The sequence below is a fragment of the Streptomyces sp. HUAS CB01 genome, from assembly GCF_030406905.1.
GTDB classification, from domain to species: Bacteria; Actinomycetota; Actinomycetes; order Streptomycetales; family Streptomycetaceae; genus Streptomyces; species Streptomyces chengbuensis.
Genome location: NZ_CP129137.1, coordinates 7542691 through 7564736, shown reverse-complemented (window position 1 = coordinate 7564736; position 22046 = coordinate 7542691). Strand labels below are relative to the sequence as shown.

19 protein-coding genes and 2 pseudogenes are annotated in these 22046 nt (G+C 73.2%); 5 read left to right on the top strand and 16 right to left on the bottom strand.

Translation table 11 applies throughout. The annotated features are described in order from the left end of the window. Positions 1–22: 22 nt before the first annotated feature. Positions 23–181, bottom strand: a complete 159-nt coding sequence (locus QRN89_RS33160; protein WP_290353102.1) for a response regulator transcription factor — start codon at positions 179–181, stop codon at positions 23–25. A 689-nt stretch (positions 182–870) separates the two neighbouring features. Between QRN89_RS33160 and QRN89_RS33155 the strand changes: the two genes are divergently transcribed. Together QRN89_RS33155 and QRN89_RS33150 are read left to right on the top strand one after the other, a co-directional pair. Continuing rightward, positions 871–1209, top strand: coding sequence for a DUF779 domain-containing protein (locus QRN89_RS33155; protein ID WP_290353101.1), 339 nt, complete (start codon positions 871–873; stop codon positions 1207–1209). A gap of 191 nt (positions 1210–1400) precedes the next feature. Beyond that, complete coding sequence (locus QRN89_RS33150; protein WP_290353100.1) at positions 1401–2192, top strand: VOC family protein; 792 nt, start codon at positions 1401–1403, stop codon at positions 2190–2192. 573 nt (positions 2193–2765) lie between these two features. Here the strand turns inward: QRN89_RS33150 and QRN89_RS33145 are convergent. From QRN89_RS33145 to QRN89_RS33115, 7 genes and pseudogenes are all read right to left on the bottom strand, one after another. Then, a complete protein-coding gene (locus tag QRN89_RS33145) occupies positions 2766–4418 on the bottom strand; it encodes a serine hydrolase (RefSeq protein WP_290353099.1) in 1653 nt (550 codons plus the stop codon). A 182-nt stretch (positions 4419–4600) separates the two neighbouring features. Beyond that, positions 4601–4795: a hypothetical protein gene (locus tag QRN89_RS33140; protein WP_093654887.1), complete on the bottom strand. Its 195-nt coding sequence runs from the start codon at positions 4793–4795 to the stop codon at positions 4601–4603. Positions 4796–4936: 141 nt separating this feature from the next. Further along, positions 4937–5815: a phosphatidylinositol-specific phospholipase C/glycerophosphodiester phosphodiesterase family protein gene (locus QRN89_RS33135; RefSeq protein WP_290353098.1), complete on the bottom strand. Its 879-nt coding sequence runs from the start codon at positions 5813–5815 to the stop codon at positions 4937–4939. Between the two features lie 150 nt (positions 5816–5965). Beyond that, positions 5966–6410: pseudogene (locus tag QRN89_RS33130) on the bottom strand (ATP-binding cassette domain-containing protein); the annotation flags it as partial. A 229-nt stretch (positions 6411–6639) separates the two neighbouring features. Then, positions 6640–7731, bottom strand: coding sequence for an acyl-CoA dehydrogenase family protein (locus tag QRN89_RS33125; RefSeq protein WP_290353097.1), 1092 nt, complete (start codon positions 7729–7731; stop codon positions 6640–6642). Further along, positions 7728–8915 carry an acyl-CoA dehydrogenase family protein gene (locus tag QRN89_RS33120; protein WP_290353096.1) on the bottom strand — a complete coding sequence of 396 codons (1188 nt, stop codon included), beginning with the start codon at positions 8913–8915 and terminating at the stop codon, positions 7728–7730. Before QRN89_RS33120 ends, QRN89_RS33125 begins: the two co-directional genes overlap by 4 nt. Beyond that, complete coding sequence (locus QRN89_RS33115) at positions 8912–9880, bottom strand: NADPH:quinone oxidoreductase family protein (protein ID WP_290353095.1); 969 nt, start codon at positions 9878–9880, stop codon at positions 8912–8914. The genes QRN89_RS33120 and QRN89_RS33115 overlap by 4 nt, the downstream gene beginning before the upstream one ends. A gap of 307 nt (positions 9881–10187) precedes the next feature. Here QRN89_RS33115 and QRN89_RS33110 point away from each other — a divergent pair, with 307 nt between their 5' ends. Next, entirely contained in the window at positions 10188–11021 is an 834-nt protein-coding gene (locus QRN89_RS33110) for a hypothetical protein (RefSeq protein ID WP_290353094.1), read from the top strand. A 79-nt stretch (positions 11022–11100) separates the two neighbouring features. After that, the gene (locus tag QRN89_RS33105) at positions 11101–12549 is read left to right on the top strand and encodes a carotenoid oxygenase family protein (RefSeq protein ID WP_290353093.1); all 1449 of its coding nucleotides are present in this window, start codon (positions 11101–11103) and stop codon (positions 12547–12549) included. A gap of 157 nt (positions 12550–12706) precedes the next feature. Here QRN89_RS33105 and QRN89_RS33100 read toward each other — a convergent pair whose 3' ends face one another. The 4 genes from QRN89_RS33100 to QRN89_RS33085 all read right to left on the bottom strand — a co-directional run bounded on the left by QRN89_RS33100 (position 12707) and on the right by QRN89_RS33085 (position 17704). Next, positions 12707–14224: an MFS transporter gene (locus QRN89_RS33100; RefSeq protein WP_290353092.1), complete on the bottom strand. Its 1518-nt coding sequence runs from the start codon at positions 14222–14224 to the stop codon at positions 12707–12709. 160 nt (positions 14225–14384) lie between these two features. Continuing rightward, on the bottom strand, positions 14385–15140 hold the full coding sequence (locus QRN89_RS33095) for a PIG-L deacetylase family protein (protein WP_290353091.1): 756 nt from the start codon (positions 15138–15140) through the stop codon (positions 14385–14387). A 115-nt stretch (positions 15141–15255) separates the two neighbouring features. Further along, positions 15256–16554, bottom strand: coding sequence for an alpha/beta fold hydrolase (locus QRN89_RS33090; protein ID WP_290353090.1), 1299 nt, complete (start codon positions 16552–16554; stop codon positions 15256–15258). An 85-nt stretch (positions 16555–16639) separates the two neighbouring features. Then, positions 16640–17704, bottom strand: a complete 1065-nt coding sequence (locus tag QRN89_RS33085) for a glycoside hydrolase family 5 protein (RefSeq protein WP_290353089.1) — start codon at positions 17702–17704, stop codon at positions 16640–16642. 188 nt (positions 17705–17892) lie between these two features. Here QRN89_RS33085 and QRN89_RS33080 point away from each other — a divergent pair, with 188 nt between their 5' ends. After that, entirely contained in the window at positions 17893–19056 is a 1164-nt protein-coding gene (locus tag QRN89_RS33080) for a betaine/proline/choline family ABC transporter ATP-binding protein (RefSeq protein ID WP_290353088.1), read from the top strand. Between the two features lie 136 nt (positions 19057–19192). Here QRN89_RS33080 and QRN89_RS33075 read toward each other — a convergent pair whose 3' ends face one another. From QRN89_RS33075 to QRN89_RS33060, 4 genes and pseudogenes are all read right to left on the bottom strand, one after another. Next, positions 19193–20140 carry an ABC transporter substrate-binding protein gene (locus QRN89_RS33075; RefSeq protein ID WP_290353087.1) on the bottom strand — a complete coding sequence of 316 codons (948 nt, stop codon included), beginning with the start codon at positions 20138–20140 and terminating at the stop codon, positions 19193–19195. Continuing rightward, the gene (locus tag QRN89_RS33070) at positions 20137–20811 is read right to left on the bottom strand and encodes an ABC transporter permease (RefSeq protein WP_290353086.1); all 675 of its coding nucleotides are present in this window, start codon (positions 20809–20811) and stop codon (positions 20137–20139) included. Before QRN89_RS33070 ends, QRN89_RS33075 begins: the two co-directional genes overlap by 4 nt. Next, on the bottom strand, positions 20808–21485 hold the full coding sequence (locus QRN89_RS33065) for an ABC transporter permease (RefSeq protein WP_290353085.1): 678 nt from the start codon (positions 21483–21485) through the stop codon (positions 20808–20810). The genes QRN89_RS33070 and QRN89_RS33065 overlap by 4 nt, the downstream gene beginning before the upstream one ends. A gap of 92 nt (positions 21486–21577) precedes the next feature. After that, positions 21578–21979, bottom strand: a pseudogene (locus QRN89_RS33060) (VOC family protein); the annotation flags it as partial. Positions 21980–22046: the final 67 nt, after the last annotated feature.

Below are 22046 nucleotides of genomic sequence, written 5' to 3'. Positions count from 1 at the left end.
CGACCGCGCCCGGCCGTGCCGGTCACCCGGTGCCCGAGGGCCGGACGAGTCCGGTGTCGTAGGCGAGGATGACCGCCTGCACCCGGTCCCTGAGCGCGTACTTCTCGTGGAGGTGAGCGACGTGCGTCGTCACGGTCGCCTCGCTGACGTGCAGATCCCTGGCGATCTCGGCATTGGACAACCCCCGTGTCAGAGCCCGCAACACGTCCAGCTCAGGTCCCGTCAGCGCGTCGAGGCCGCGCGGCACCGGAACGGGCGCGCTCTGCTCCGCGAGCCGGGCGAAGCGTCCAGGAGTCTGCGTGTGACACGAGGGGAGACGACCGCATCGCCCTCCGCGACGGCACGGATCGCCACCACCAGCGAGTCCGCCGGTCCGTCCTTGACGAGGAATCCGCTCGCACCGGCCCGCAGGCCGTCGTCGCGGCCAGTGCCACGGCCCGACCCCGCCGGCTGGCCGGCGCAGTCGTCCCGCTGATCCTCGCGGTGTCCGGCGCGCTACCCCGGCACGGTCGTCCGGGACGGGCTCGCCGGCGGTCCCGCCGCGGTGAAGGCCACCGTTCGGGACATGCGCGGCACACGTCCGGCCATGACGGCCCCGGTGGCGGGGCGTACCCGTGCCGGGATCCCGTGGGGCAGCGAGGGCGGGTGCGACGCGGGCTTGGGCGGGCGGAGCCCGCGGTGCCGGCGCGTGCAACCCCGTCGCAACGTCGCGCGGAGTTGACTGGGCCGCCTGCGCGCCGCGCGGAGCAGCGCGGCGGGGAAGGGGCGGAACGTGTGTCTGCGTCATGTGAAGCGACGCCCGGTGCGCGGGCAGGCGGCACGCACCCCGGACGTCGTGTCGTGAGCGCCGGGACGGATGCGGTCGCGCCCGTGGAGCTGACCCCCGCCGCGGCCGACCTGGTGCGACGGCTGACCGCGGCCCACGGGCCCTTGATGTTCCATCAGTCGGGAGGCTGCTGTGACGGCAGCGCTCCGATGTGCTATCCGGAGGGCGAGTTCCGGACCGGTGGCTCGGACGTGCTCCTGGCGGAGCTGACCGTCGAGGGTGTCGCAGCGCCGGTGTGCTTCTGGATGTCGGTGAGCCAGTACGAGGTGTGGCGCCACACGCGTCTGATCGTCGACGTGGTCGAGGGGCGCGGCAGCGGGTTCTCGCTGGAGGCCCCCGAGGGCGTGCGGTTCCTGATCCGCTCCCGGGTGCTCGGTACGTGAACCCGCCGTCGGATCCGCGGCGCCCCGGCCGTGCCGTGTGAGCGGTGCACCGCGGAGGTGAGCCCCCGGCGGCGCCCGGGGCTCTTCCGGCGGTGGGCGCCGCGTCGCCGCGCGGGACGGCGCGAGGGTGGCTAGCGTGGCCGGCGGGGAGCCTCCGAGCCTCACATCCCGCACGGAAGAGAGTCACCGTCATGGCAGACGCACCCGAAGGCACGCCGATCTGGGCCGATGCGATGTTCTCCGACCTGGAGGGGGCCAAGGCCTTCTACGGCGAGGTCCTGGGCTGGACGTTCGGCGAGTCGTCGTCGGAGTACGGCAACTACACGCAGGCGTACGCGGACGGCAAGGCCGTCGCCGCGGTGGTCCCGCCCATGCCCGGGCAGGAGGGCCAGTCCCAGTGGTGCCTCTATCTGGCGTCCCCGGACGCCGCCGCCACCGCCGGGAAGATCAGGCAGAACGGCGGCACCGTGCTGATGGAGCCGATGCGGGTGGGCGAGTTCGGCACCATGTGCCTCGCGCAGGACCCGGGCGGGGTCGCCTTCGGTGTCTGGCAGCCGGGTACCCACAAGGGCTTCGAGGCGACGAACGTCCCCGGCTCCTTCTGCTGGGCGGAGATCTTCACCCGTGAGCCCGGGAAGTCCGACGCGTTCTTCCCCGCGGTGTTCGGTTACGGCGCGAAGGCCGTTGCGGACCCCGGGATGGACTTCAAGGTGTTCGACCTGGGCAGCGACCCCGTCCTCGGCCGGATGCGGATGACGGACGAGGAGTTCCCCGCCGAGGTGCCCTCCTACGTCCAGGTCTACTGGACCGTGGCGGACTGCGACGCCGCGGTGGCGACCGTCCAGAAGCTGGGCGGCAGGCTGGTGTTCGGGCCGATGACGATGCCCTTCGGACGCCACGCCGCCGTGATCGATCCCCAGGGCGCGCCGTTCGCCGTCATCGACACCACGACGACCGAGGGCGAGCTGCCGACGTTCACCTGATCCTCCCGCGGATGCCCGGCACCGCTCCGCGCGCGGTGCCGGGCATCCGTCTGCGCAGGCGTCCCGCTACCCGTCCTCGCGGTTGCGGTCGCGGTTGCGGTCGCGACCCGCCGAGCGGGGCGATCCGCCGGCTGGTGACCGACGGTTCGTCGCCGAGCGGGGCCGGGTGGTGCCGCTGCCGGCCGCGGCCGCGAGCATGCCGGTGCGGCCGTTCGGCGCGAGGTACGGGTGCTGCGGCGGCGGCGCGCCGGGGACGGGTGCTGCTGCGGCGGCGTGCCGGGGACGGGGCGGGCCGTGGCCGGTGCCCCCTCGTAGGAGCTGACAGCCGGTGTCCGGGGGGTCGGGGATCTCGTCGGCCGTGTGCGGCGGCGGCAGTGCACACGGACGGGGCCACGACGAGGGCGAGTACGCGGGCGAGTGCTCTCCGGGACACACGGCTCCTTGTTGACGGTGTGTCAGTCGCGCCGCCGTCCGACGCCGGAGCCATGGCCACGAAGTGTCCACGCGCGCGGGCGGTTGCACGGGCCGTTCATGATCGTGCAACAGGTTGGGCCGGGGGGCCGTTCGGCGCGTTCAGCGGCGGGTGAAGGTGCCGAGGCCGGTCTCGTCGAGGTACTCGACGCGCAGCTTCCCCGCCGTGTCTCCCTCGCCGAAGGCGAAGGTGACACCGGTGAGTCCCACGGCGTTCTCGCCGGTCGTCTCGAAGCTGAAGGTGTCCCCGTCGTAGTGGCGCAGCGGGAAACGCTTCGGCTCCGGGCCGAGTTCGAGCACGAGGCCGTCGGGGCCCGTGGTGACGGTCGCCCTGCCGTAGTAGGCGTTGTCGTACGTGCCCGTGTACGCGCTGTCGGGACGGGCGGCCTTGGCCGCGGCGGGCGGGGCGGCGTAGTCGGTGGGGGACACGCCGGCCTCGTCCATCTGCGTGTACAGCGCGGAGAACAGGGCGAGCCAGTCACGGGTGGGCTTGCCGTACTGGGCGGTGTCGAAGAAGTCCTCGGCGACGGAGTCGGCCAGCCCGACGGGTTTGCCGTTGGTGAGCACGACGATGCCGAGCTGTTCGCCGGGCAGCATGGTCACATTGGTGTTGGCGCCGAGCTCGAAGGCCCCGGAGTGGCTGAGCCGCAGCCTGGCCTGGTTGTCGTAGTTCACGTTCCAGCCCAGACCGTAGAAGCCGGTGCGCCCGGCGGGGGCTGTCGGCGGCTGGGAGACGATCTCCGGGAGATGCGTGTGCCGCAGGCTCGCGGCGTCGATGATCTGCTCGCCGTCGAGCTTCCCTCCGGCGAGTTGCAGCCGCAGCCACCGCATCATGTCGGTCGCGCTGGAGCTGACCCCTCCGGCGGGCGCCTGGGCGTCCGCGTCGCGGACGTACTTGGCCTGCCAGGTGCCGTCGGGGCCGGGCACATGGGTCACCGCCCTGTTCGCCGCCTTCTCGTAGTCGGCGAAGGTGGTGCTCGTGGAGTCCATGCCGGCGGGCCGGAAGAGGGTGTCCTCGGCGAGTTTCTGCCAGCTGACACCCCTCGTGCGGGCGACGGCCTCCGCGCCGGCGGTGAAGCCGAAGTTCGTGTACGCGTAGGAGGCGCGGAAGGGAGCGAGTGGCTCGTCGCGGAGATGGCTCAGAATGTACGCCTGGTCGTAGCCGAGGTCCTCCAGGAGGTCCCCCGCGTGGTCCGGGAGTCCGCTGCGGTGGGACATGAGGTCGGTGACGGTGACGTGGCCGGACACCCAGGGGTCCTTGAGGGCGAAGCCGGGCAGGTGCCGGGCGACCGGTTCGTCCCAGCCGGCGCTCCGGCCGTCGGTCCCCTTGCCGGAGACGGCTCCCGCGACGACGGTCGAGCCGATCGGCTTCGAGAGCGAGGCCAGCTGGAAGACGGTGTCGGGGTCGACGGCGGCGGGCTCGCCGACGTGCCGCCTGCCGAAGCCCTTCAGGTACAGGACGCGGTCCTTGTGCACGACGCCCACCGCGACACCGGGGACGCCGGTCTCCTTCATCATGCCCTGGACGACGCCGTCGAGCCGGGCGACGGCGCGGTCCACGTCGGCCCGGGTGAGCAGCGGTGGGGGCTGGTCCGACGGCGGCTTCGGGGCGGCCTCGGACGGCGTCGGCGTGGGCCCGGGCGGGGTGTCCGGGTCGGCGGCGCCCGAGGTCAGGGCCGTCGCCGCGAGGAGCAGCGCGGCCAGGCCCGACACGGCGAGCGGGCGGCCACGGCGCGGACGCTTCGCGGCGTACATGGACCCATTGAACGCCCGAAGGAGGACTCTGTCGCCCGGAGACGGCCGCCTCGCGACCGGGGTCAGGGCCCGCCGAAGCGCGGTGGTCGGGGGATGGGCTTGCCGGAGGCCGCGGTTTCAGGGGCCGAGTTCACCGGCGACCTCGGCGGTCCGAGGGCTGGGGCCGCCGAACGCCGCAGCGGTCAGGGGCTGAGCTTGCCGACGACCTCGGCGGTCGCGGAGACACCGTCGTGGATGGTGGGCGCCATGCTCGTGCCCGCGAGGAAGAACCCGAGCAGGGCGCACACGAGTGCGTGCGAGAGCTTCAGCCCGCCGTTGCGGAGGAAGATCACCGCGAGGACGAGCAGCAGCAGTACCACCGAAACCGAAATGGCCATGGCCGGCCTCCCTCCGCCGCACCGGGGTTGTGCGGCATTCGGGCGCCAGTGTGGCGGAGTGGAGGCGCCGGACGGACGACTGGCGTGTCCGCCGATCGGGTGGTCGTCAAATCGGCTGTTGACCTTGGGTGTTGGCGCGGGTCAGCGGTCGTGGGCGCGGAGGAAGCGCCGCAGACCGGCCAGGTCGTCGGTGTTGATGTGGTCGGCGCGCGCCGCGAGAAGTTCGCGCCACACGGCGTCGCGTGCGGCGCCCGGGGCGTCGGGGGTGGCCCAGAAGCGGACGCGCTGACCGCGGGAGTGCGCCGTGGAGACGATGGAGTCCAGCCGGGCCCGCTCGGCCTCCGGGAACGGTCCGTCGCCCTGCCAGGTGAAGCTCTGGGTCCAGTTGCCGGAGACCAGCGGGATGAAGGAGGCGGGCGCCGGGGCAGGGGCCGCGAGGTCGTCGAGGCGGCCGTCGTAGAAGGCGTGGCGGAGGTGCTGGGCCTCCATGGGCGCGCGGGCGGCGCGGTCGCCCGAGACGACGGCGGTCACGGCGGCCGGACGGACGCGGCCGTGGGCGTACGTCGTCAGGATCATGCGGTAGGCGGCCAGTTGGCGGTGGAGTTCCCGGTAGGTGTTCACGCCGTCGTTCTTGATGTCGATCAGGAGCTGTACGGGGCGGTGGTGACCGAGGTACACGGAGCCGTGGTTGGCCCTGATCCGGGCGAGAAGGGGTTCCAGATAGAGCCGTGCCAGCGTGCGTCGGGGGTCCAGCTGGGCCGGTTCGTGGGCGACCAGGAGTTCGCCGTCGACCAGGAAGACGTCGGCCTCGACGCTGGTGAAGCCGTGGTCCAGCGCGTCGTGGAGGGGCCGGGTGTGGAGGTAGTCGTTGTGGGCGTGGGCCCGGCGCAGCGGGCGCACGCCGACCGGCCTCGCCCCGGCGGGGCGTACGGCGGCCTGAGCGGGCACGGTCGTGGCAAGGGCTCCGGCGAGGGCCGCGGCGAAGGTCGTGACGGCGCGGCGACGGGTGGTGGGGACCATGGTGCCTCCGGGCTCTGCGGTGCGGGCGGGGTGCCGGGACAGGGCGAGTATCGGTGCCGTGGGGCCGCCGGGGGCAGGGGGCCGGGAAAGAGTTCGGCCAGAAGTCATCTGCCGCTCAACGGGGTTGCGCCCGGCGGGCGCCGGTGACCGTCAGCCCGGACGCAGGCTCCCGTCCGCGCGGTTCCGCCCGTTCTCGGGCGGCCGGAGGTCCGCCCGGTCGGCGGTGCGGTCGCACCAGCGCCGCAGGCGGTGCGGTCGTGGCCGACGGCGAGCAGCCCTGCCGCGGTCGCCGCCCGGTAGTCCCCCACGACAGCGACCAGGGCCGCGGTGGTGGAGGCGTCGAGCACGGCGGTCGTCTCGTCGCAGCTCAGCCGGCGGGGGCGGAGCACCAGGGCCCGGTCGGGGCAGGCGCGTTGGAGCCGGCCGTCGCTGACCTCGTGGGGGCGGCGGCCGCGAGGTCGTCGGTGAGGCCGACGGCCGGGGCGAGTTCGGCCACCCGCTCGGCGGCCCCGGCGCGGCGGCCGGTGGCGCGCGGCGGCTCGGCGACGAGGCCGCGCACCCGCAGCCGGGGGTCAGCCGAAGTCCTCGACTGCTGTGCCGGTTGCGAAAGTCCCTCCTGGCCCGCGACGCCCTGGCACGCACGCTCGCCGCGTTGTCGGAGTCATCCGAGTACGTCCCGTACGAGGATGCCCCTCCGCCGTGCGCTCGCACGCACCGGACGCCGCAGACCCCGCGCCGCGGGCGGACGGAGCTGCTTCCGCCACCCGTCCCAGCTCCTTACCCGGTCAGGCTCGGTGAGGACCGGCCCCGGACGTCCGGCCGCCTCACCGCGGACCGGGCAGCGCGACGAGTTCCGCCAGCACCTCCTTGTGGCGGCCCGGGGTGCCGAGGGCGATCTCGTCGGCCTTGGCCCGCTTGAGATACAGGTGCGCCGGATGCTCCCAGGTCATGCCGATGCCGGCGTGGAGCTGGACGCACTCCTCGGCGGCGCGCACCGCCACCCGGGAGCAGTGCGCCTGGGCGACGGAGACCGCGAGCGGCGCCTCGTCGCTCCCCGTCGCGAGCGCGTCCGCGGCGTTCCGCGCCGCGGCACGCGCTCCCGCGACGTCGAGCCACAGCTGCGCCATCCGGTGCTTCAGCGCCTGGAACGAGCCCACGGGCCGGTTGAACTGGTACCGGTCGCGCGTGTACCGGACCGTCTCCTCCAGGCACCACTCCGCGACCCCCAGCTGCTCCGAGGCGAGCAGCCCGGCCCCGGCGAGCAGTCCGCGGCGCACCGCGGCACGGGCCTGCTCCGCGTCCGCGAGCCGGGTGCCGGAGCCCTCCGCCGTGGTGACGGAGGCGAGGGGGCGGGTGAGGTCGAGCGGGGTGAGCGGTTCGACCGTGGCGTCGCCGCGTTCCACGGCGTGCAGGCCGTCCTCCCGGAGTACGAGGAGTACGTCGGCGGCGGCGGCGTCGGCGACACCCGTCACGGTCGGTCCCGGCGGACGGCCGGCCCCGGCGGAGGCGGAGGCGGAGAGGGGCAGGGCGAGGACCGCGACGGTCCGGCCGGCGGCCAGGCCCTTCAGAAGCCCCGTCGCCCCGTCGCCGGCCCCGCCGAGCGCGAGCAGCGTCTCGGTGGCGATGACCGAACTGGTGAGGTAGGGCGCGGGGGTGACCGCCCTGCCGAGCTCCTCGAGGACGACCGCGGCCTCGCGGTGACCGGCGCCCTGGCCGCCGAGCTCCTCGGGCACGAGGAGTCCCGCGGCGCCGATCCCGGCGGCGAGCGACTGCCACAGCCCCTCGTCGTAGGGCGACCCCTCCTCGGCGCGGGCGAGGGCGGCCGTGTGGTCGGACCGGTCGTCGAGCAGGGAGCGCACGGCGGCCCGCAGGTCGTCCTCGGTCTCGGAGTAGAGAAGGTCGGGCTGGGTGCTCATCGCGCGAGGTCCTTCCAGGGGACGTCCTTGTCGTTGCGGGGCTCGGCGGGCAGTCCGAGCACCCGTTCGGCCACGATGTTGAGCAGCACCTCGTTGGTGCCGCCCTCGATCGAGTTGCCCTTGGAGCGCAGATAGCGGTAACCGGCGTCGCGGCCGGTGAAGTCGACCAGCTCGGGGCGGCGCATGGTCCAGTCGTCGTACAACAGGCCCTCCTCGCCGCGGAGTTCGACCTCGAGGCCGCTGATCTCCTGGTTCAGCCGGGCGAAGCCGAGCTTCATGCCGGAGCCCTCGGGGCCGGGCTGGCCGGCGGCGAGCTGCTGGCGCAGCCGTTCGCCGGTGAGCCGGGCGACCTCCGCGTCCACCCACAGGGTCAGCAGTCGCTGGTGGAGGTCGTGGGTGCGCAGCTCGGGGCGCTCGCGCCAGGTGGCGGCGACCGGCCCGATCATTCCGCCCTCGCGCGGCAGCCGCATGCCGCCGATGGAGACGCGTTCGTTCATGAGCGTGGTCTGCGCGACCTTCCAGCCCTCGCCGACGGGGCCGAGACGGCGGTCGTCGGGAATCCGCACATCGGTGAGGAAGACCTCGTTGAACTCGGCCTCGCCGGTGATCTGGCGCAGCGGCCGGACCTCGACACCGGGGTCGGTCATGTCGCAGAGGAAGTAGGTGATGCCGCGGTGCTTCGGCGCGTCCGGGTCCGTGCGGGCGATGAGGATGGCCCACCGGGCGAGGTGGGCGCTGGAGGTCCACACCTTCTGGCCGTTGACGACCCAGTCGCCGTCGGCACCGTCCCGGACGGCGCGGGTGCCGAGGGCCGCCAGGTCGGAGCCGGCGCCTGGTTCGCTGAACAGCTGGCACCAGACCTCCTCGCCGACCCAGAGCGGTCGCAGGAACCGCCGCTTCTGCTCCTCGGTGCCGTACGCGAGGATCGTGGGGGCGGCCATGCCGAGGCCGATGCCGATGCGGCGGGGGTCGTTGTCGGGGGCGCCGGCGGCCTCCAGCTCGGCGTCGACGACGGCCTGCAGCGAGCGGGGCGCGTCGAGTCCGCCGAGTCCGGCCGGGTAGTGCACCCAGGCGAGCCCGGCGTCGAAGCGTGCCGCGAGGAAGTCACCGCGGGGCGTGGCCGCGGGCGGGTGCGCGGCGAGGAACTCGCGGGTGCGCGCACGCAGTTCGGCGACGTCGGTCATGCGGCCGCTCCTTCCGGGACGACGACGAGGCGTCCGGTGGTGGTGCCGTCGGCGACGCGCTGGACGGCGTGGGCGGCGTCCTTCAGCGGGACGCGGTCGCTGACGAGGGGCTTGATCAGCCCCTCGGCGGCGAGACCGGTGAGGGTCTCGTGGCAGCGGAGCACGGCCCGGGGGTCCTTCCGGTTGTACAGGCCCCAGTGCAGTCCGACGATCGAGTAGTTCTTCACCAGCGCGTGGTTGAGCGCCGGGCTGGGAATGCCGCCGCTCGCGAAGCCGACGACGAGGATGCGGCCCTCGAAGGCGACGCACTTGGCCGACTTGGCGTAGGCATCGCCGCCGACCGGGTCGTAGACGACATCGGCACCACGTCCGCCGGTGGCGTCCTTCACGGCGGCGACGACGTCGTCCTCGCGCCGGTCGACGACGAGGTCGCAGCCGAGCTCGCGGGCCACGGCGGCCTTCTCCGGCCCGCCGACGACGCCGATGACGCGGGCGCCCGCGGCCTTGCCGAGCTGGACCGCCGCACTGCCGACGCCGCCGGACGCCGCGTGCACGAGCAGCGTCTCGCCCTCCTGGAGGTTCGCGCGGCGGTGCAGTCCGAACCAGCCCGTCTGGTAGCCGATGTGCAGCGCCGCGGCCTCGGCGTCGTCGAGGGCGTCGGGCGCCGGGAGCAGCGCGGCCGCGTCGGCGACGGCGTACTCGGCGAAGCCGCCGTGGGGCAGGGCCGGGGTGGCGATGACGCGGCGGCCGTCCTCGGTCTCGCCGCAGATCTCCACGCCCGGCGTGAAGGGCAGCGGGGGTGTCACCTGGTAGTGGCCACGGCAGAGCAGCGCGTCGGGGAAGTTGACGTTGGCGGCCCGCACCCTGAGCAGGACCTGCCCTTCGCCGGGCTCCGGGCGGCCGGTCTCCTCGAGCTGCATCACCTCGCCCGGCTCGCCGTTCCGGTGCACTCGCCATGCCTGCATTCTGGGCCTCCGCGGTGTGTAGGGCGTACCACTGCTCGGCCGCATACTAAGCGGTCGCTTGCTGTTCTGGGAACAGCCCCTTCCGGCCGGCGCCCGACTCCCTCCCCCCGCTCGGCGCCCCGCGCCGGGACCCCGGCCCGCACCGGGCCGGGGCCGTCGCTCGTCACCGTCGGCGTTCCCGCCCCGCGCCCGCACGCCGGGCCCGTGCGGCCGCGTCGCGGGACGGAGGGGTCCGGTGCGGCCGCGTCGCGGGACGGCGGGTCCGGGAGCACGCTGGACAGTAGGCCGTCTCCCGAAGGGCGTGTCCATGAACGCGATCGCTGACACCGAGGCGGGGCGCCGTCTCTCCGGCTTCCTCGACAGCCCCGTCGTCGGGATGCTCCCGTGGATCGTGTTCTCGGTCCTGGTCGGCCCCGGCCGGTTCGAGTTCGCCGTGGCGGTCTCGCTGGCTATCGCCCTGCTCGTCCTCGTCGTGGACCGGCTGAGGCGCCCCGGTACGTCGGTCAAGATCCTCGAGGTCTCCGACGTCGTCTTCTTCGCGGCGCTGGCGATCGTCGGCCTCTTCGCATCGGCAGGCACGCTGCACTGGCTGGAGACGTACTCGGGAGAGCTGTCCAACTTCGCGCTGGTGGCCATCGCCTTCGGCTCGATGGCCGTCCGGGAGCCCTTCACCGTGCAGTACGCGCGCGAACAGGTGGACCGGTCGCTGTGGAAGACCCGCGGCTTCCTGCACACCAACTACGTGATCACCGCCGTGTGGGGCCTGGCCTTCCTCGTGGCGGCCGTGGCGGGCCTCGTCGGCGACCTCGTGCTCCGTCAGCCCGACAACATCTGGACGAACTGGGTCATCCAGATCGGGGCGATCATCGTCGCCCTGCGCTTCACCGAGTGGTATCCCCCCGTCGTACGGGAGCGCATCCACGGCGGCAGGCCGTCCCGCGGCAGCCCTACGTCCGTGGGCGCCCTGTTCATGCCCTTCGCCGGCTATCTCGTACCGGTGGGGATCGTCGTGCTCGCCCTCGGCTCCGGGCCGACCTGGCTGGGCATCGCCCTGATCGTCCTCGGAGTCCTGCTCGTACGGGCGTTCAAGCTCGACGCGAACGGCGAGCGGGCCACCGAGTCGCGCCGCGATGCCGAGTGAGCGCCGCGGCGGGAGCCCGCGGGCACGGGCGCCGCGGGAATCACCGTCGGGAACCCGATCCACCGCCGGGAGATCCGTCATGACCGGGCACACCGCTCCGCCGGCCGCCTTCGACCCGACCCGGGTCCCCCATCTGTCGGGGCTGTTCGCCCCGGTCACCGAGGAGGTCGACGCGGTCGACCTGGAGGTGTCGGGCGAACTGCCGGACGACCTGGACGGCGTGTACCTGCGCAACGGCCCCAACCCGCGCTTCTCGCCCATCGGTTCGTACCTCTTCCCGCTCGACGGCGACGGGATGGTCCACGGGGTGTGGCTCTCCGGGGGCAGGGCGCGCTACCGCAACCGCTTCGTCCGCACTCCCGCCCTGCGGGCGGAGGAGAAGGCGGGCCACGCGCTGTGGGGCGGCCTGGAGTCCATGATCATGCCCGGTCCCGACGAGGTGTGCCCCGGGCTGGCGAACACCTTCAAGGACCTGCCCGACATCAACGTCGTCCGGCACGCCGGGCGGATACTGGCGCTCGCCGAGTCCGCGTGCCCGTTCCGGATGACGCCCGGACTGGACACCGTGGGACGCGAGACCTTCGACGGACGGCTGCCGGCCGGCATCACCGCCCACCCGAAGATCGATCCCCTCACGGGCGAGATGGCCGTCTTCTGCTACGACATCGAACCGCCCTACCTCACCTGGTCGTTGATCGGTCCGGACGGCTCGGTGCGGCGGGGCCCCACTCCGGTCGAAGGCGCCGACGAACCGGTGATGATCCACGACATGGCGCTGACGGATCGTTACCTCGTGGTGGTGCTCGCGCCCGCCTTCTTCGACATCGCGGCGGCCGTGAGCGGTGGTTCGCTCCTCGCCTGGCGGCCCGAGCGGGGCACCCGGGTCGCGCTCCTCCCCCGCGACGGCTCACCGGTTCGCTGGGCGCACGACGACGCGTTCTGGATCTGGCACACGGCGAACGCGTACGACGCCGGGCCCGGTCCGCGGGACGAGGTGGTGCTGGAGTACGTCCAGTGGTCGAAGCTGAGCCTCGGACCGGGCGGGCCCGGATCGGAACCGGCGAGGAGCGCCCTGGTGCGGGCCGTGATCGACCCCGCCTCGGGCACGATGCGGCGCACCGTGCTCGACGAGGCGCGAATGGAGTTCCCGCGCATCGACGACCGCAGTCTCGGCAGGCGGCACCGGCACATCGCCATCGCCACGGAGTCGGGCACGGTGGACCTGCTGCCGGGCGAGTACGACGGCATCTCCTGGTACGACACATCCGCTCCGTCGGGCGGCGCCGGCGTGCGGAAGTGGTGCGCCGGGAACGACTCGGTCGGCGAGCCCGTGTTCGCGCCCTCGCCCGGTCGGACGGGCGACGACCGCGGCCACTGGCTGGTGTTCGCGACCGACCGTAGCGACGGGACGTCCCGGCTGCTCGTCCTCTCCGCCGAGGATCCCGCCTCCGGGCCGGTGGCCCGGGTGCGCATCCCCGTCAGGGTCCCGCTCGGGCTGCACGGCGCCTGGCTGCCCACGGAGGAATGAGGGGGCCTTCCCCGGAGCGGCCGGCCCGGTCGGGGACGCCGCCGGCCCGTCGGGGATCCGGTCCGGGCCGTCCGCACCCGCCGTCGCGCACCTCCGCCGCCGGCGGGACGGCGCGGCGCGGCGGCCCGTCCGGCACCCGCGGCGCCGGACCGGCACCTCAGGTCCGCGCCGCCGGTCCGCTCCCGCCCGCCGCACCCACCACGGGTGCGGCGGCACCACGGGCGGTCTGCGCGGACAGCGGGGTGGCGATGGACTCCAGGGACCTGCCCTCCGCCTTGACCGCGAGGAACAGCGCGACCAGCCCGGCCGCCGTCATCAGCGCCGCGCCCACGCAGAAGGCCAGGACGGTGTCCGCGACGACTCCGCTGGACGTCAGCTCGGCGAAGAGCAGCGGCCCGGAGATGCCGCCCGCCGCGGTGCCGACGGCGTAGAAGAACGCGATCGCCATCGCCCGGGTCTCCATGGGGAAGATCTCGCTCACGGTCAGGTACGCGGAACTGGCCCCGGCCGAGGCGAAGAAGAGGACGACGCACCAGCACGCGGTCATCGTCAGGGCGTCCAGCCGGCCGGCGTCGAACAGCCAGGCGGTGGCGAACAGCAGCAGGCCCGAGGTGATGTACGTGCCCGCGATCATCGGCTTGCGCCCCACGGTGTCGAACAGGGGCCCGAGGAGCAGTGGACCCAGGAAGTTGCCGAGAGCGATCACGGTGAAGTAGTAACCGGTCGCACCGGTGGGGACGTCGAAGAAGGTGATGAGGATGGAGGCGAAGCCGAAGGTGATGGCGTTGTAGAGGAACGCCTGGCCGATGAAGAGCGCGAGCCCGAGCACCGCGCGCCTGGGGTAGGAACGGAACACCGTCCTGGCGATCATGCCGAAACCGATGCTGTGCCGCTGGTTGACGGTGATCGACGTCTCCGGCTCGGGCAGCGGCTTCCCCGTCCCGCGCTCGACGTCGCGTTCGACTTCGGCCACCAGGTCCTCGGCCTCCCGCTCCCGGCCGTGGATGAACATCCAGCGCGGGCTCTCCGGCACGTTGCGGCGGACCAGCAGGATGACGAGGCCGAGGACGACGCCGAGGGCGAAGGTGAGGCGCCAGCCGATGTCCTTGGGGAAGATGTCGGTGTTCAGGGCGAGGACGGAGAGCAGGGCGCCCGCCATGGCACCGAGCCAGAAGCTGCCGTTGATGATGAGGTCGACCCGTCCCCGGTACTTGCTGGGGATGAGCTCGTCGATCGCGGAGTTGATGGCCGCGTACTCCCCGCCGATGCCGAAGCCGGTGAGGAAGCGGAAGAGGAAGAACCACCAGGCCGAGGTCGACAGGGCGGTCAGCGCGGTGGCCGCCAGATAGACGGCGAGCGTGACGAGGAAGAGCTTCTTGCGCCCGTACCGGTCCGTCAGCCGGCCGAAGAACAGCGCCCCGAGGCAGGCGCCCGCCACGTACAGCGCGGCGGCGAGCCCCGTGACCTGGGCGTCGCTGATGGCGAGACCGCTGCCCTCCTCGGCGAGGCGCCCGGCGACGTTGCCGACGACGGTGACCTCGAGACCGTCCAGGATCCACACCGTGCCCAGCCCGATGACGATCGTCCAGTGCCACCGGGACCAGGGCAGCCGGTCGAGACGGGCCGGTACCTTCGTGGTGACCGTGCCGGTGCGGGCCGTGCCCATCTCAGTCATCGCATCGCTCCCTGCGGACGCTCCGTCGCGGCTCACGCGGCGGTTACCCGGGGGCCTCGGCGACAAACGGCAGGGCAGCCCGGCCGAACCGGGGGGTCGACGGCCTGCCGTACGGGCCGCGACGGGACATGCCGCGCCCCGTACGGGCACCGACGGGCCGTCAGCGGCCGAAGAGCTCGAAGGCCACCGCGGGCTTGCCGCCGAACCGGGGGGCCACCGCCTCCGCGTTGCCCACCAGGAACTCCCGGCAGTACGCCTCGGGGTCCTTGTCCGTCAGGACCTCGATGTAGCTGCGGTGCTGGAGCAGCGACTGCACCGAGCGCTCCAGTCCGGCGGTCGCGTCCACGGCGTGGGTCGGGGTCGACGAGCCGGCGATCGCCACCCACCGGACGCCGTTCCACGGCTCGAGCCCGTGCTCGGTGAGGAGTTCGGGGAAGATCCAGCGGTTGCCCGCGTCACCGGCGGCGTCCAGCGTGGCCCGGCCGACGGCACGGTGGTCCGGCGAGTTCCAGGCGCCGCCGACGGCCGGGCCCCAGGTGTCACGGTGGTTGAGGGTGACGACGAGCTCGGGGCGGTGCCGCCGGATCGCGGCCGCGATGTCACGGCGCAGCGCCGTGCCGTACTCGATGACACCGTCCCGGTGGCCGAGGAACTCCACCGCTCCCACCCCGACGACCGCGGCGCTCGCCCGCTGTTCGCGCTCGCGCAGCGGGCCGCACTCGGCGGGGTCGAGGGTGTCGATGCCGGCCTCGCCCCGGGTGGCGAGGAGGTACGTCACGTCCTTGCCCGCGTCCGTCCAGCCGGCGACGGCCGCCGCGCAGCCGTACTCGAGGTCGTCGGGGTGGGCGACGACGGCGAGCGCCCGCTGCCAGTCGTCCGGCACCGGTGCGAGCTGAGGTTCGGTCAGTTCGGTCATACGGGCAGCGTATCCGCGGCGGTCGCGCGTGCCGGCGTCCACTCCGGGCACGGGTCGGGACCCGTGCCGCCGCCGTTCGCGCCCGCTCGTCGGTGCCGGGTCACGGCACCCGCCGTCACACCTCGTCGCGCACCAGCGCGAGCAGCCGGTCGAGCACACGGGAGCCGGACGCCCGGACGCCGTCGTGCTCGTACTCGTCGGTGACCCAGGTGCGCAGTCCCCGGATGGCGCGCGCTGTCACAAGGGAGTGGGCGGTGTCGACGTACATGTCGTCGTGGTAGACGGCCGCGGCGACCGGGACCTCGTTGGCGGCCAGTCGCTCGGCGTCGTACAGCGCGGGCCAGTCGGTGCGGGCGGCCAGGATCTCCGCGGCCTCGCGCAGGGGCCGCAGGGCGGGGTCGGTCACGAAGTGCCAGGGGTGGACGGACTCGCCGGTGAAGAGCAGCGGTCCGTCGCCCGCGAGCGTCTTCTCCGCGTCGAACTGCGGGAACTCGGCGCGCACCCGCTCGGCGGCCCAGGCCGTGGGGGCCTGGCCCTGGGCGTAGATGGCCTCGTGGAGCACGGCGTACAGCGGATGGGCGGCGTACGAGAGCGCGGTGAGGACGCCCTGCTGGAAGGCGTCGGAGAGCTCGTCGCCGTCGGCCGTGCGCACGAAGGCGTTCTCCAGCAGGTAGTGGAGCTGGTGGCTGCCGTCCCCGGTGCCTAGCTGGATGCCCAGGGACTGGAACGCCTCGGGGGTAAGGACGTAGCCGCCGGGCAGGACGGTCCGCCGGGAGACGAGGTGCTCGGCGATGCGCCGGGCACGGTCGACGTCCTGCGGGTAGCGCGTGTAGTGCGCCTCGTTCTTGCGCTGGATGCGGGGGTACGCGGCGCGGTAGACGTCCTCGGCGCCGGCGTCCAGGGAGGGCAGTCCGCCGGTGATCAGCACCGCCTTCAGCCCTTCCGGCGCCGTGGAGAGGTAGTGGGTGGCGCAGAATCCGCCGAAGCTCTGGCCGAGGACCGTCCAGCGGGCCCCGCCCGTCAGCTGCGCGCGGACCGCCTCGCAGTCCCGGACGATGCTGTCGGCGCGGAAGTGCGAGAGATGGCGCGCCTGCTCCTCGGGGCCGCCGCGCAGGGGGAGCGTCTGCCGGTTGACGGGCGAGGACAGTCCGGTGCCGCGCTGGTCGAGGAGGAGGACGCGGAACTCCTGCACCGCGCGTCCCAGCCAGGCCTGCTTGCCGGGGAACCGCCGCGCCCCGAAGCCCGGGCCGCCCTCCAGGTAGACCAGCCACGGCAGATCGGCTCCGGCCCGGCTGCTGGAGACGATCTCGCGGCCGTAGAGGGCTATCTGCTCCCCCGAGGGGTCGTCGTGGTCCAGGGGAACGGTGAAGTGGCGGTCCGTGAGGACGAGGCCCGGCTGCCGGTAGCTGGTCACTGCGCGCTCCTGCTGTGTGGTGGCTGATGGTGCGTTCCCCGCCCGCCCAGTGCATCACACGGCCGGGCGGGGGTCGCACCGAGGATCAGCCGGCCGGGAAGTCGTCCGGGGTCCTGACCCGCTCGCGGATCCAGACCCCGGCGGGCTTCAGGGGGCCGGTCCCGGTCCAGGGGCCGTTGGCGGCGCAGGTGCCGGGTCTGAGGACGGCGCCGCTGCGATGGTCGTCGGAGAAGTTCCAGTTCACCCAGCTGATCTTCCGGCTCGCCATGAGGTCGAGGTAGCGCTGGGACATGGCGAAGTCGTTCGCTTCCTCGCCCGCGTAGTTCTGGGTGCCGAACTCCGTGACGAACACGGGCAGCCGGGCGGCGGCGCGGGCGAGGGTGTCCAGGTACTCCTCCCGGTGCGAGGCGGCGTAGAAGTGGAAGGTGTACATGATGTTCGAGGCGTTCACGGGGTTGCGGACCACCTCGGTCTCGTCCGCGCCCTCGGAGACGCCGAACGAGGACCAGGCGCGGGTGCCGACGAGCACCGGGGTCTCGGGGTCGTGGCGGCGGATGACCGGGATGAGCTGTTCGGCGTAGTCCTTGACGCGGGCCCAGGAGACGCCGCTGGGCTCGTTGGCGATCTCGTACAGCAGGTTGTTCCTGCCCTGGTGGCGCTGGGCGATCTCGGTGAAGAACGTGCGGGCGCGGGCGAGGTTGTGGTGGGGGTCGCCCGGACTGAGCATGTGCCAGTCGACGATCACGTACAGGCCGCGGGCCGTGGCCTGCTCGATGGCCGAGTGGACCAGGTCGGTGAACCTGCGCGGGTCGGTCTCGTAGCCGCCCTCCTGGATGTACATGGAGACGCGCAGGACGTCGGCCCGCCAGTCGCCGGCGAGGGCGTTCAGCGAACCGGACGTCACGCACTGGCCGTACCACTGCAGTCCGTGGGTGGACATGCCGCGGAGCTGGATCGGCTTTCCGTGCCGGTTGCAGAGCTTGGTCCCGCAGACCGTGAGCTGTCCGTTGGCGTCGACGGGCGTGCTCGCGGCCGGTGCGGGGGCGGGTGCGGCCGGTGCGGCGGGGGCCGCTCCGAGGCCGAGGAGCAGGACGAGGGCCGCGGCGGCCGTGGTGCGCAGGGCGCGTAACGAGAAGGGTGCGGGTCTCATGGGGTCTCCGCGAGTGGGGGGATGACTGGAAGGAAACTTTCCTAACGGATGGATAGCAGGGGCTCCACCGGCCCGCAAGAGTCAGCGAAAGAGACGCTGTTCAGCGGGCTGACCCCGATGGTGCGCGGGCGGCCCGCTTCGGACCCGGCCCGTGTGCGCGTCGCGCACGGCGCGCCTAGCGTGGACGCATGATCCGGTTCGAGGAGGTCGGCAAGGTCTACCCGGACGGCACGACCGCCGTGGACGGGTTGTCCTTCGAGGTCGCCGAGGGCGAACTGGTCACTCTCGTCGGCCCCTCGGGCTGCGGCAAGACCACCACGATGATGATGGTCAACCGGCTGATCGAACCCACGTCGGGGCGGATCCTGGTGGGGGACGAGGACATCTCCCGGGTGGACCCGGTCCGGCTGCGCCGCCGGATCGGCTACGTCATCCAGCAGGTCGGACTGTTCCCGCACCGGACGGTCCTCGACAACACCGCGACCGTGCCGTCCCTGCTGGGCTGGAAGAAGCGCCGGGCGCGGGCGCGGGCCGCCGAACTCCTCGATCTGGTGGGCCTCGACCCGAAGACCTACGGCGACCGCTATCCCCAACAGCTCTCGGGCGGTCAGCGCCAGCGGGTCGGGGTGGCCCGGGCGCTGGCGGCGGACCCTCCCGTGCTGCTGATGGACGAGCCGTTCGGCGCGGTCGACCCGGTGGTGCGGGAGCGGCTGCAGAACGAATTCCTGAACCTCCAGGCGACGGTCCGCAAGACCGTCCTGCTGGTCACCCACGACATCGAGGAAGCGGTGCGGATGGGCGACCGCATCGCCGTCTACGGGCAGGGCCGCATCGAACAGTTCGACACGCCGGGCGCGGTGCTCGGCACGCCCGCGACCGACTACGTGGCCCGGTTCGTGGGCGCGGACCGGGGGCTGAAGCGCCTCTCGGTGACCACGATCGAGGAGGACGGCCTGGAGCAGCCGCCGGTCGCGCGTCTGGACGAGCCCGCCGGCGCCGCGTCGGCCCGGCTGCGGGCGGCGGACGCGCGCTGGGCCGTCGTGCTCAACGCCGGGGGCGATCTGCACGGCTGGGTGTCGGCCGAGTCGCTGGCGCGCGCCGCGGACCGGGGCACGGTCGGCGAGCTGGCCCGCCGGATGGAGGCGTGGGTCCCGCTCGGGGCGCCGCTGAAGCAGGCGTTCAGCGAGATGCTGCAGCACGACGCCGGATGGGTGGCCGTGGTGGACGGGGCCCGGTTCGCGGGCGTGCTGACACCGGCCAAACTCCACGAGGCACTGCGCCGTTCGGTGGACTCCGAGGCCCGGGGCGTGGCCAGGGACCAGGTGGACTTCGACTCGGTGGCGGACGCCTGAGCCACTGCGGGACCGGCCGTCCGGGGCGGGCGTTGCCGTCCGGGGCGGTCCGGGCTCCTGTCCGGCCGGTCGCAAGCAGCCGTCCGGGGCGGGGCGGGCGTTGCCCGGGGGCGGTACGGAGCGGCCGCCGCCCGGGTCACTTCGGGAGCAGGCCCTTGGACCGCAGGTACTGCCGGGCGACGTCCTCGGGCAGCCGGCGCCAGTTGTCCACCTGCTCGTTGAGACGGGCCAGGTCCTCCGTGGTCAGGACCGAGTTCAGCTTGTCGAGTGCCTTCGTGACCCGGGGGCCGCCGGCGCGGGCCCGGTTGACGACGGGGACGATGTGGTCGGCGTTCTGGAGCTTCTTGTCGTCCTCCAGGAGCACCAGGCCGAAGTCGTCGAGGGTGGCGTCCGTGGTGGTGGTGAGGACCATCTGGTCCTGGCCCGACTGGACGGCCTGCTTGGCCTGTGTGGTGCCGACGCCCTTGGGGTCGATACCGCTGATGCGGATGCCGTACGTCTTCTCCAGCCCGGGCGCGCAGTAGGGCCGCTGCACGCATTCGTCACCGGCGGCGAGGCGTACGGGGACGCCCGATCGGCCGAGGTCGCCGAGGGTCCGCAGCCGGTGGGCGCGGGCGAACTCCTCGGTGACGGCGAAGGCGTTCTGGTCCACGGCCCGCCCCGGGTCGAGGACCTTCAACCCGCGCGGGTCGGCGAGCGAGCGCAGGGCGCTCATGGTGGCGTCGAGGTCGGGCGAGCCGGCGGCCGTGGCGCCGGGGCCGTGGGCCTTGGCGCCCAGCCAGTCGGCGAAGGTGGCGGCGTACTCGGGGACCACGTCGATCTGGCCGCTCTCCAGGGCGGGTTCGTAGATCTCCCGGTTGGTCACGGAGATGACCTTCGTCCGGTACCCCGCGTGCTCGAGCAGCAGCGCGTACATCCGGGCGAGCAGGTCGCTCTCGGTGAAGCCGGCGGAGCCGATCGTCAGATGCCTGCTGTCACCGGGCGGCGCGGTCACCTGCCCTCGGTCCTCCAGGGAGGGGCCCGTGGTGCAGGCGGCGACCGCCAGGAGCAGGGCCGCGCCGAGCAGGGCGAGGAGCCGGCTCATGGCGCCGCTGCCCGGGTCCGTGCCGGGGCGGACCGTTCCACGGCCACGAAGACACCCTCCACCACCACCGCGAGGGCGGCGACGAGCACCGCGCCGGCGACCACCTGGGGGGTGGAGGCGAGGTTGAAGCCCGCCGTGATGATGCGGCCCAGCCCGCCGCCGCCCGCCAGCGCCGCGACGGTCGCGGTGGCCACGAGCTGGACGGCGGCGATCCGTACCCCCGTGAGGACCAGCGGTGTCGCGAGCGGGAGTTCGACACGGAACAGCGTCTGGCCGCCCGTCATGCCCATCCCCCGCGCGGCGCGGACGACGTCCCGGTCGACACCGCGCATGCCGACGTAGGCGTTGGTCAGCAGCGGCGGCACGGCGAACAGGACCAGCGCGACGATGGTGGGCCAGTCGCCCCACGTACCGATCGGGCTGAGGAGCAGCAGGACGAGGACCGCGAAGGTGGGCACGGCACGGCCGACGTTGGAGATGTTGACGGCGAGCGCGCCGCCCTTGCCGAGGTGCCCCAGGACGAGGGCGACGGGCAGCGCGACGGCGCAGCTGATCACGAGGCAGACCGAGGTCAGGTACAGGTGCTGGCCGAGCCGGCGCCACACCCCGTTCTCGCCGGACCAGTTGGCGGAGCCGGTCAGCCAGTCCCAGGTCTGCGCGAGCGTGTTCATGCGGCGGCCCGCGTCCACGGGGTGAGCGCCCGCTGGACGCCCAGCAGCACGAGGTCGGCGGCCACGGCGATGAGCACGCAGAGCACCGAGGCCGTCAGCACCTGGGCCTTGAAATAGGTGTTCATCCCCGAGTAGATGAGGTTGCCCAGCCCGCCGAAGCCGACGATCGCGCCGATGGTCACGAGCGAGACGGCGGACACGGTCGCGATCCGCAGCCCGGCCATGGCGGCGGGCAGGGCGAGCGGCAGCTCGACGGCCAGGAGCTGCCGCGCCGGCCCGTAGCCCATGCCGCGTGCGGCCTGCCGGGTCTCCGCGGGTACGGAGCGGAGACCCGCGAGGATGTTGCGGACCAGCAGGGTGAGGGAGTACAGCACGAGTCCGGCGACGACCAGTGAGGCGGACAGCCCGTACACCGGGAGCAGCAGCGAGAACATCGCCAGCGAAGGGATCGTGTAGAGGATCGTCGTCACCCCGAGCACGGGGCCGGCGGTCCAGCGCCACCGCCGGGACGCGACGGCCAGGGGCAGGGCGAGGAGGAGCGCCAGGGCCACGGAGACGAACGTCAGGTGGAGGTGCTGGAGCGTGGCGTCCCAGAGGATCTCGCGGCGGCTGGAGAGGTAGTCGCCGCAGATCCACTCGTTGCGGGCGAGGCAGTCGTCGGGGGTGGCCGTCACCCGTCCATTGCAGCCCGGGGGTCCTGGTCGCGCGCGCTGTGCACACCTGTCCGAGTGCGCGTCGGCGCATCCGGACGGTCGCCGGCCGGGACGTACTGCGCGGCGAAGTCCCCCGAGGGCGGGATGGGGGTGATCACGTCGACGAGGACGCCGCCGGGGTCGGCGACGATGAAGTGCCGCTGCCCGAAGTCCTCGTCGCGCAGCTCCAGCTCCGGCTTCAGCCCCTCCCCCACGACCAGTCGCTCCCACTCGGCGTCCACGTCCTCGACTTCGAGGTTGAGCAGCAGTCCGCGCACGGGGGTGCGGTAGGCCTCGGGCAGTGTCGGGTGGGCGGGGTCGAGCAGGGCGAGTTCGTACGGGAGCGGGCCGGGGCGCCGGAGGCTGACGTACCAGTCGGCCTCGAACGTCGGTGCGAAGCCGAGCAGATCGATGTAGAAGGCGCGGGACTCCTGGATCCGGGGCGTGCAGATCACGGGATAGAAGCTGGTCAGCATGGCGGACCTTCCTTTCGCATACCGATGGTATGTGAAGTACGCTATTCGCGTACCATCGGTATGTCAA

Excerpts from the sequence above, each read along its gene's own strand:
- QRN89_RS33150 (WP_290353100.1), top strand. The coding sequence starts at position 1,401 with ATGGCAGACGCACCCGAAGGCACGCCGATCTGGGCCGATGCGATGTTC.
- QRN89_RS33145 (WP_290353099.1), bottom strand. The coding sequence starts at position 4,418 with ATGTACGCCGCGAAGCGTCCGCGCCGTGGCCGCCCGCTCGCCGTGTCG.
- QRN89_RS33140 (WP_093654887.1), bottom strand. The coding sequence starts at position 4,795 with ATGGCCATTTCGGTTTCGGTGGTACTGCTGCTGCTCGTCCTCGCGGTG.
- QRN89_RS33135 (WP_290353098.1), bottom strand. The coding sequence starts at position 5,815 with ATGGTCCCCACCACCCGTCGCCGCGCCGTCACGACCTTCGCCGCGGCC.
- QRN89_RS33125 (WP_290353097.1), bottom strand. The coding sequence starts at position 7,731 with ATGAGCACCCAGCCCGACCTTCTCTACTCCGAGACCGAGGACGACCTG.
- QRN89_RS33120 (WP_290353096.1), bottom strand. The coding sequence starts at position 8,915 with ATGACCGACGTCGCCGAACTGCGTGCGCGCACCCGCGAGTTCCTCGCC.
- QRN89_RS33115 (WP_290353095.1), bottom strand. The coding sequence starts at position 9,880 with ATGCAGGCATGGCGAGTGCACCGGAACGGCGAGCCGGGCGAGGTGATG.
- QRN89_RS33110 (WP_290353094.1), top strand. The coding sequence starts at position 10,188 with ATGAACGCGATCGCTGACACCGAGGCGGGGCGCCGTCTCTCCGGCTTC.
- QRN89_RS33105 (WP_290353093.1), top strand. The coding sequence starts at position 11,101 with ATGACCGGGCACACCGCTCCGCCGGCCGCCTTCGACCCGACCCGGGTC.
- QRN89_RS33100 (WP_290353092.1), bottom strand. The coding sequence starts at position 14,224 with ATGACTGAGATGGGCACGGCCCGCACCGGCACGGTCACCACGAAGGTA.
- QRN89_RS33095 (WP_290353091.1), bottom strand. The coding sequence starts at position 15,140 with ATGACCGAACTGACCGAACCTCAGCTCGCACCGGTGCCGGACGACTGG.
- QRN89_RS33085 (WP_290353089.1), bottom strand. The coding sequence starts at position 17,704 with ATGAGACCCGCACCCTTCTCGTTACGCGCCCTGCGCACCACGGCCGCC.
- QRN89_RS33080 (WP_290353088.1), top strand. The coding sequence starts at position 17,893 with ATGATCCGGTTCGAGGAGGTCGGCAAGGTCTACCCGGACGGCACGACC.
- QRN89_RS33075 (WP_290353087.1), bottom strand. The coding sequence starts at position 20,140 with ATGAGCCGGCTCCTCGCCCTGCTCGGCGCGGCCCTGCTCCTGGCGGTC.
- QRN89_RS33070 (WP_290353086.1), bottom strand. The coding sequence starts at position 20,811 with ATGAACACGCTCGCGCAGACCTGGGACTGGCTGACCGGCTCCGCCAAC.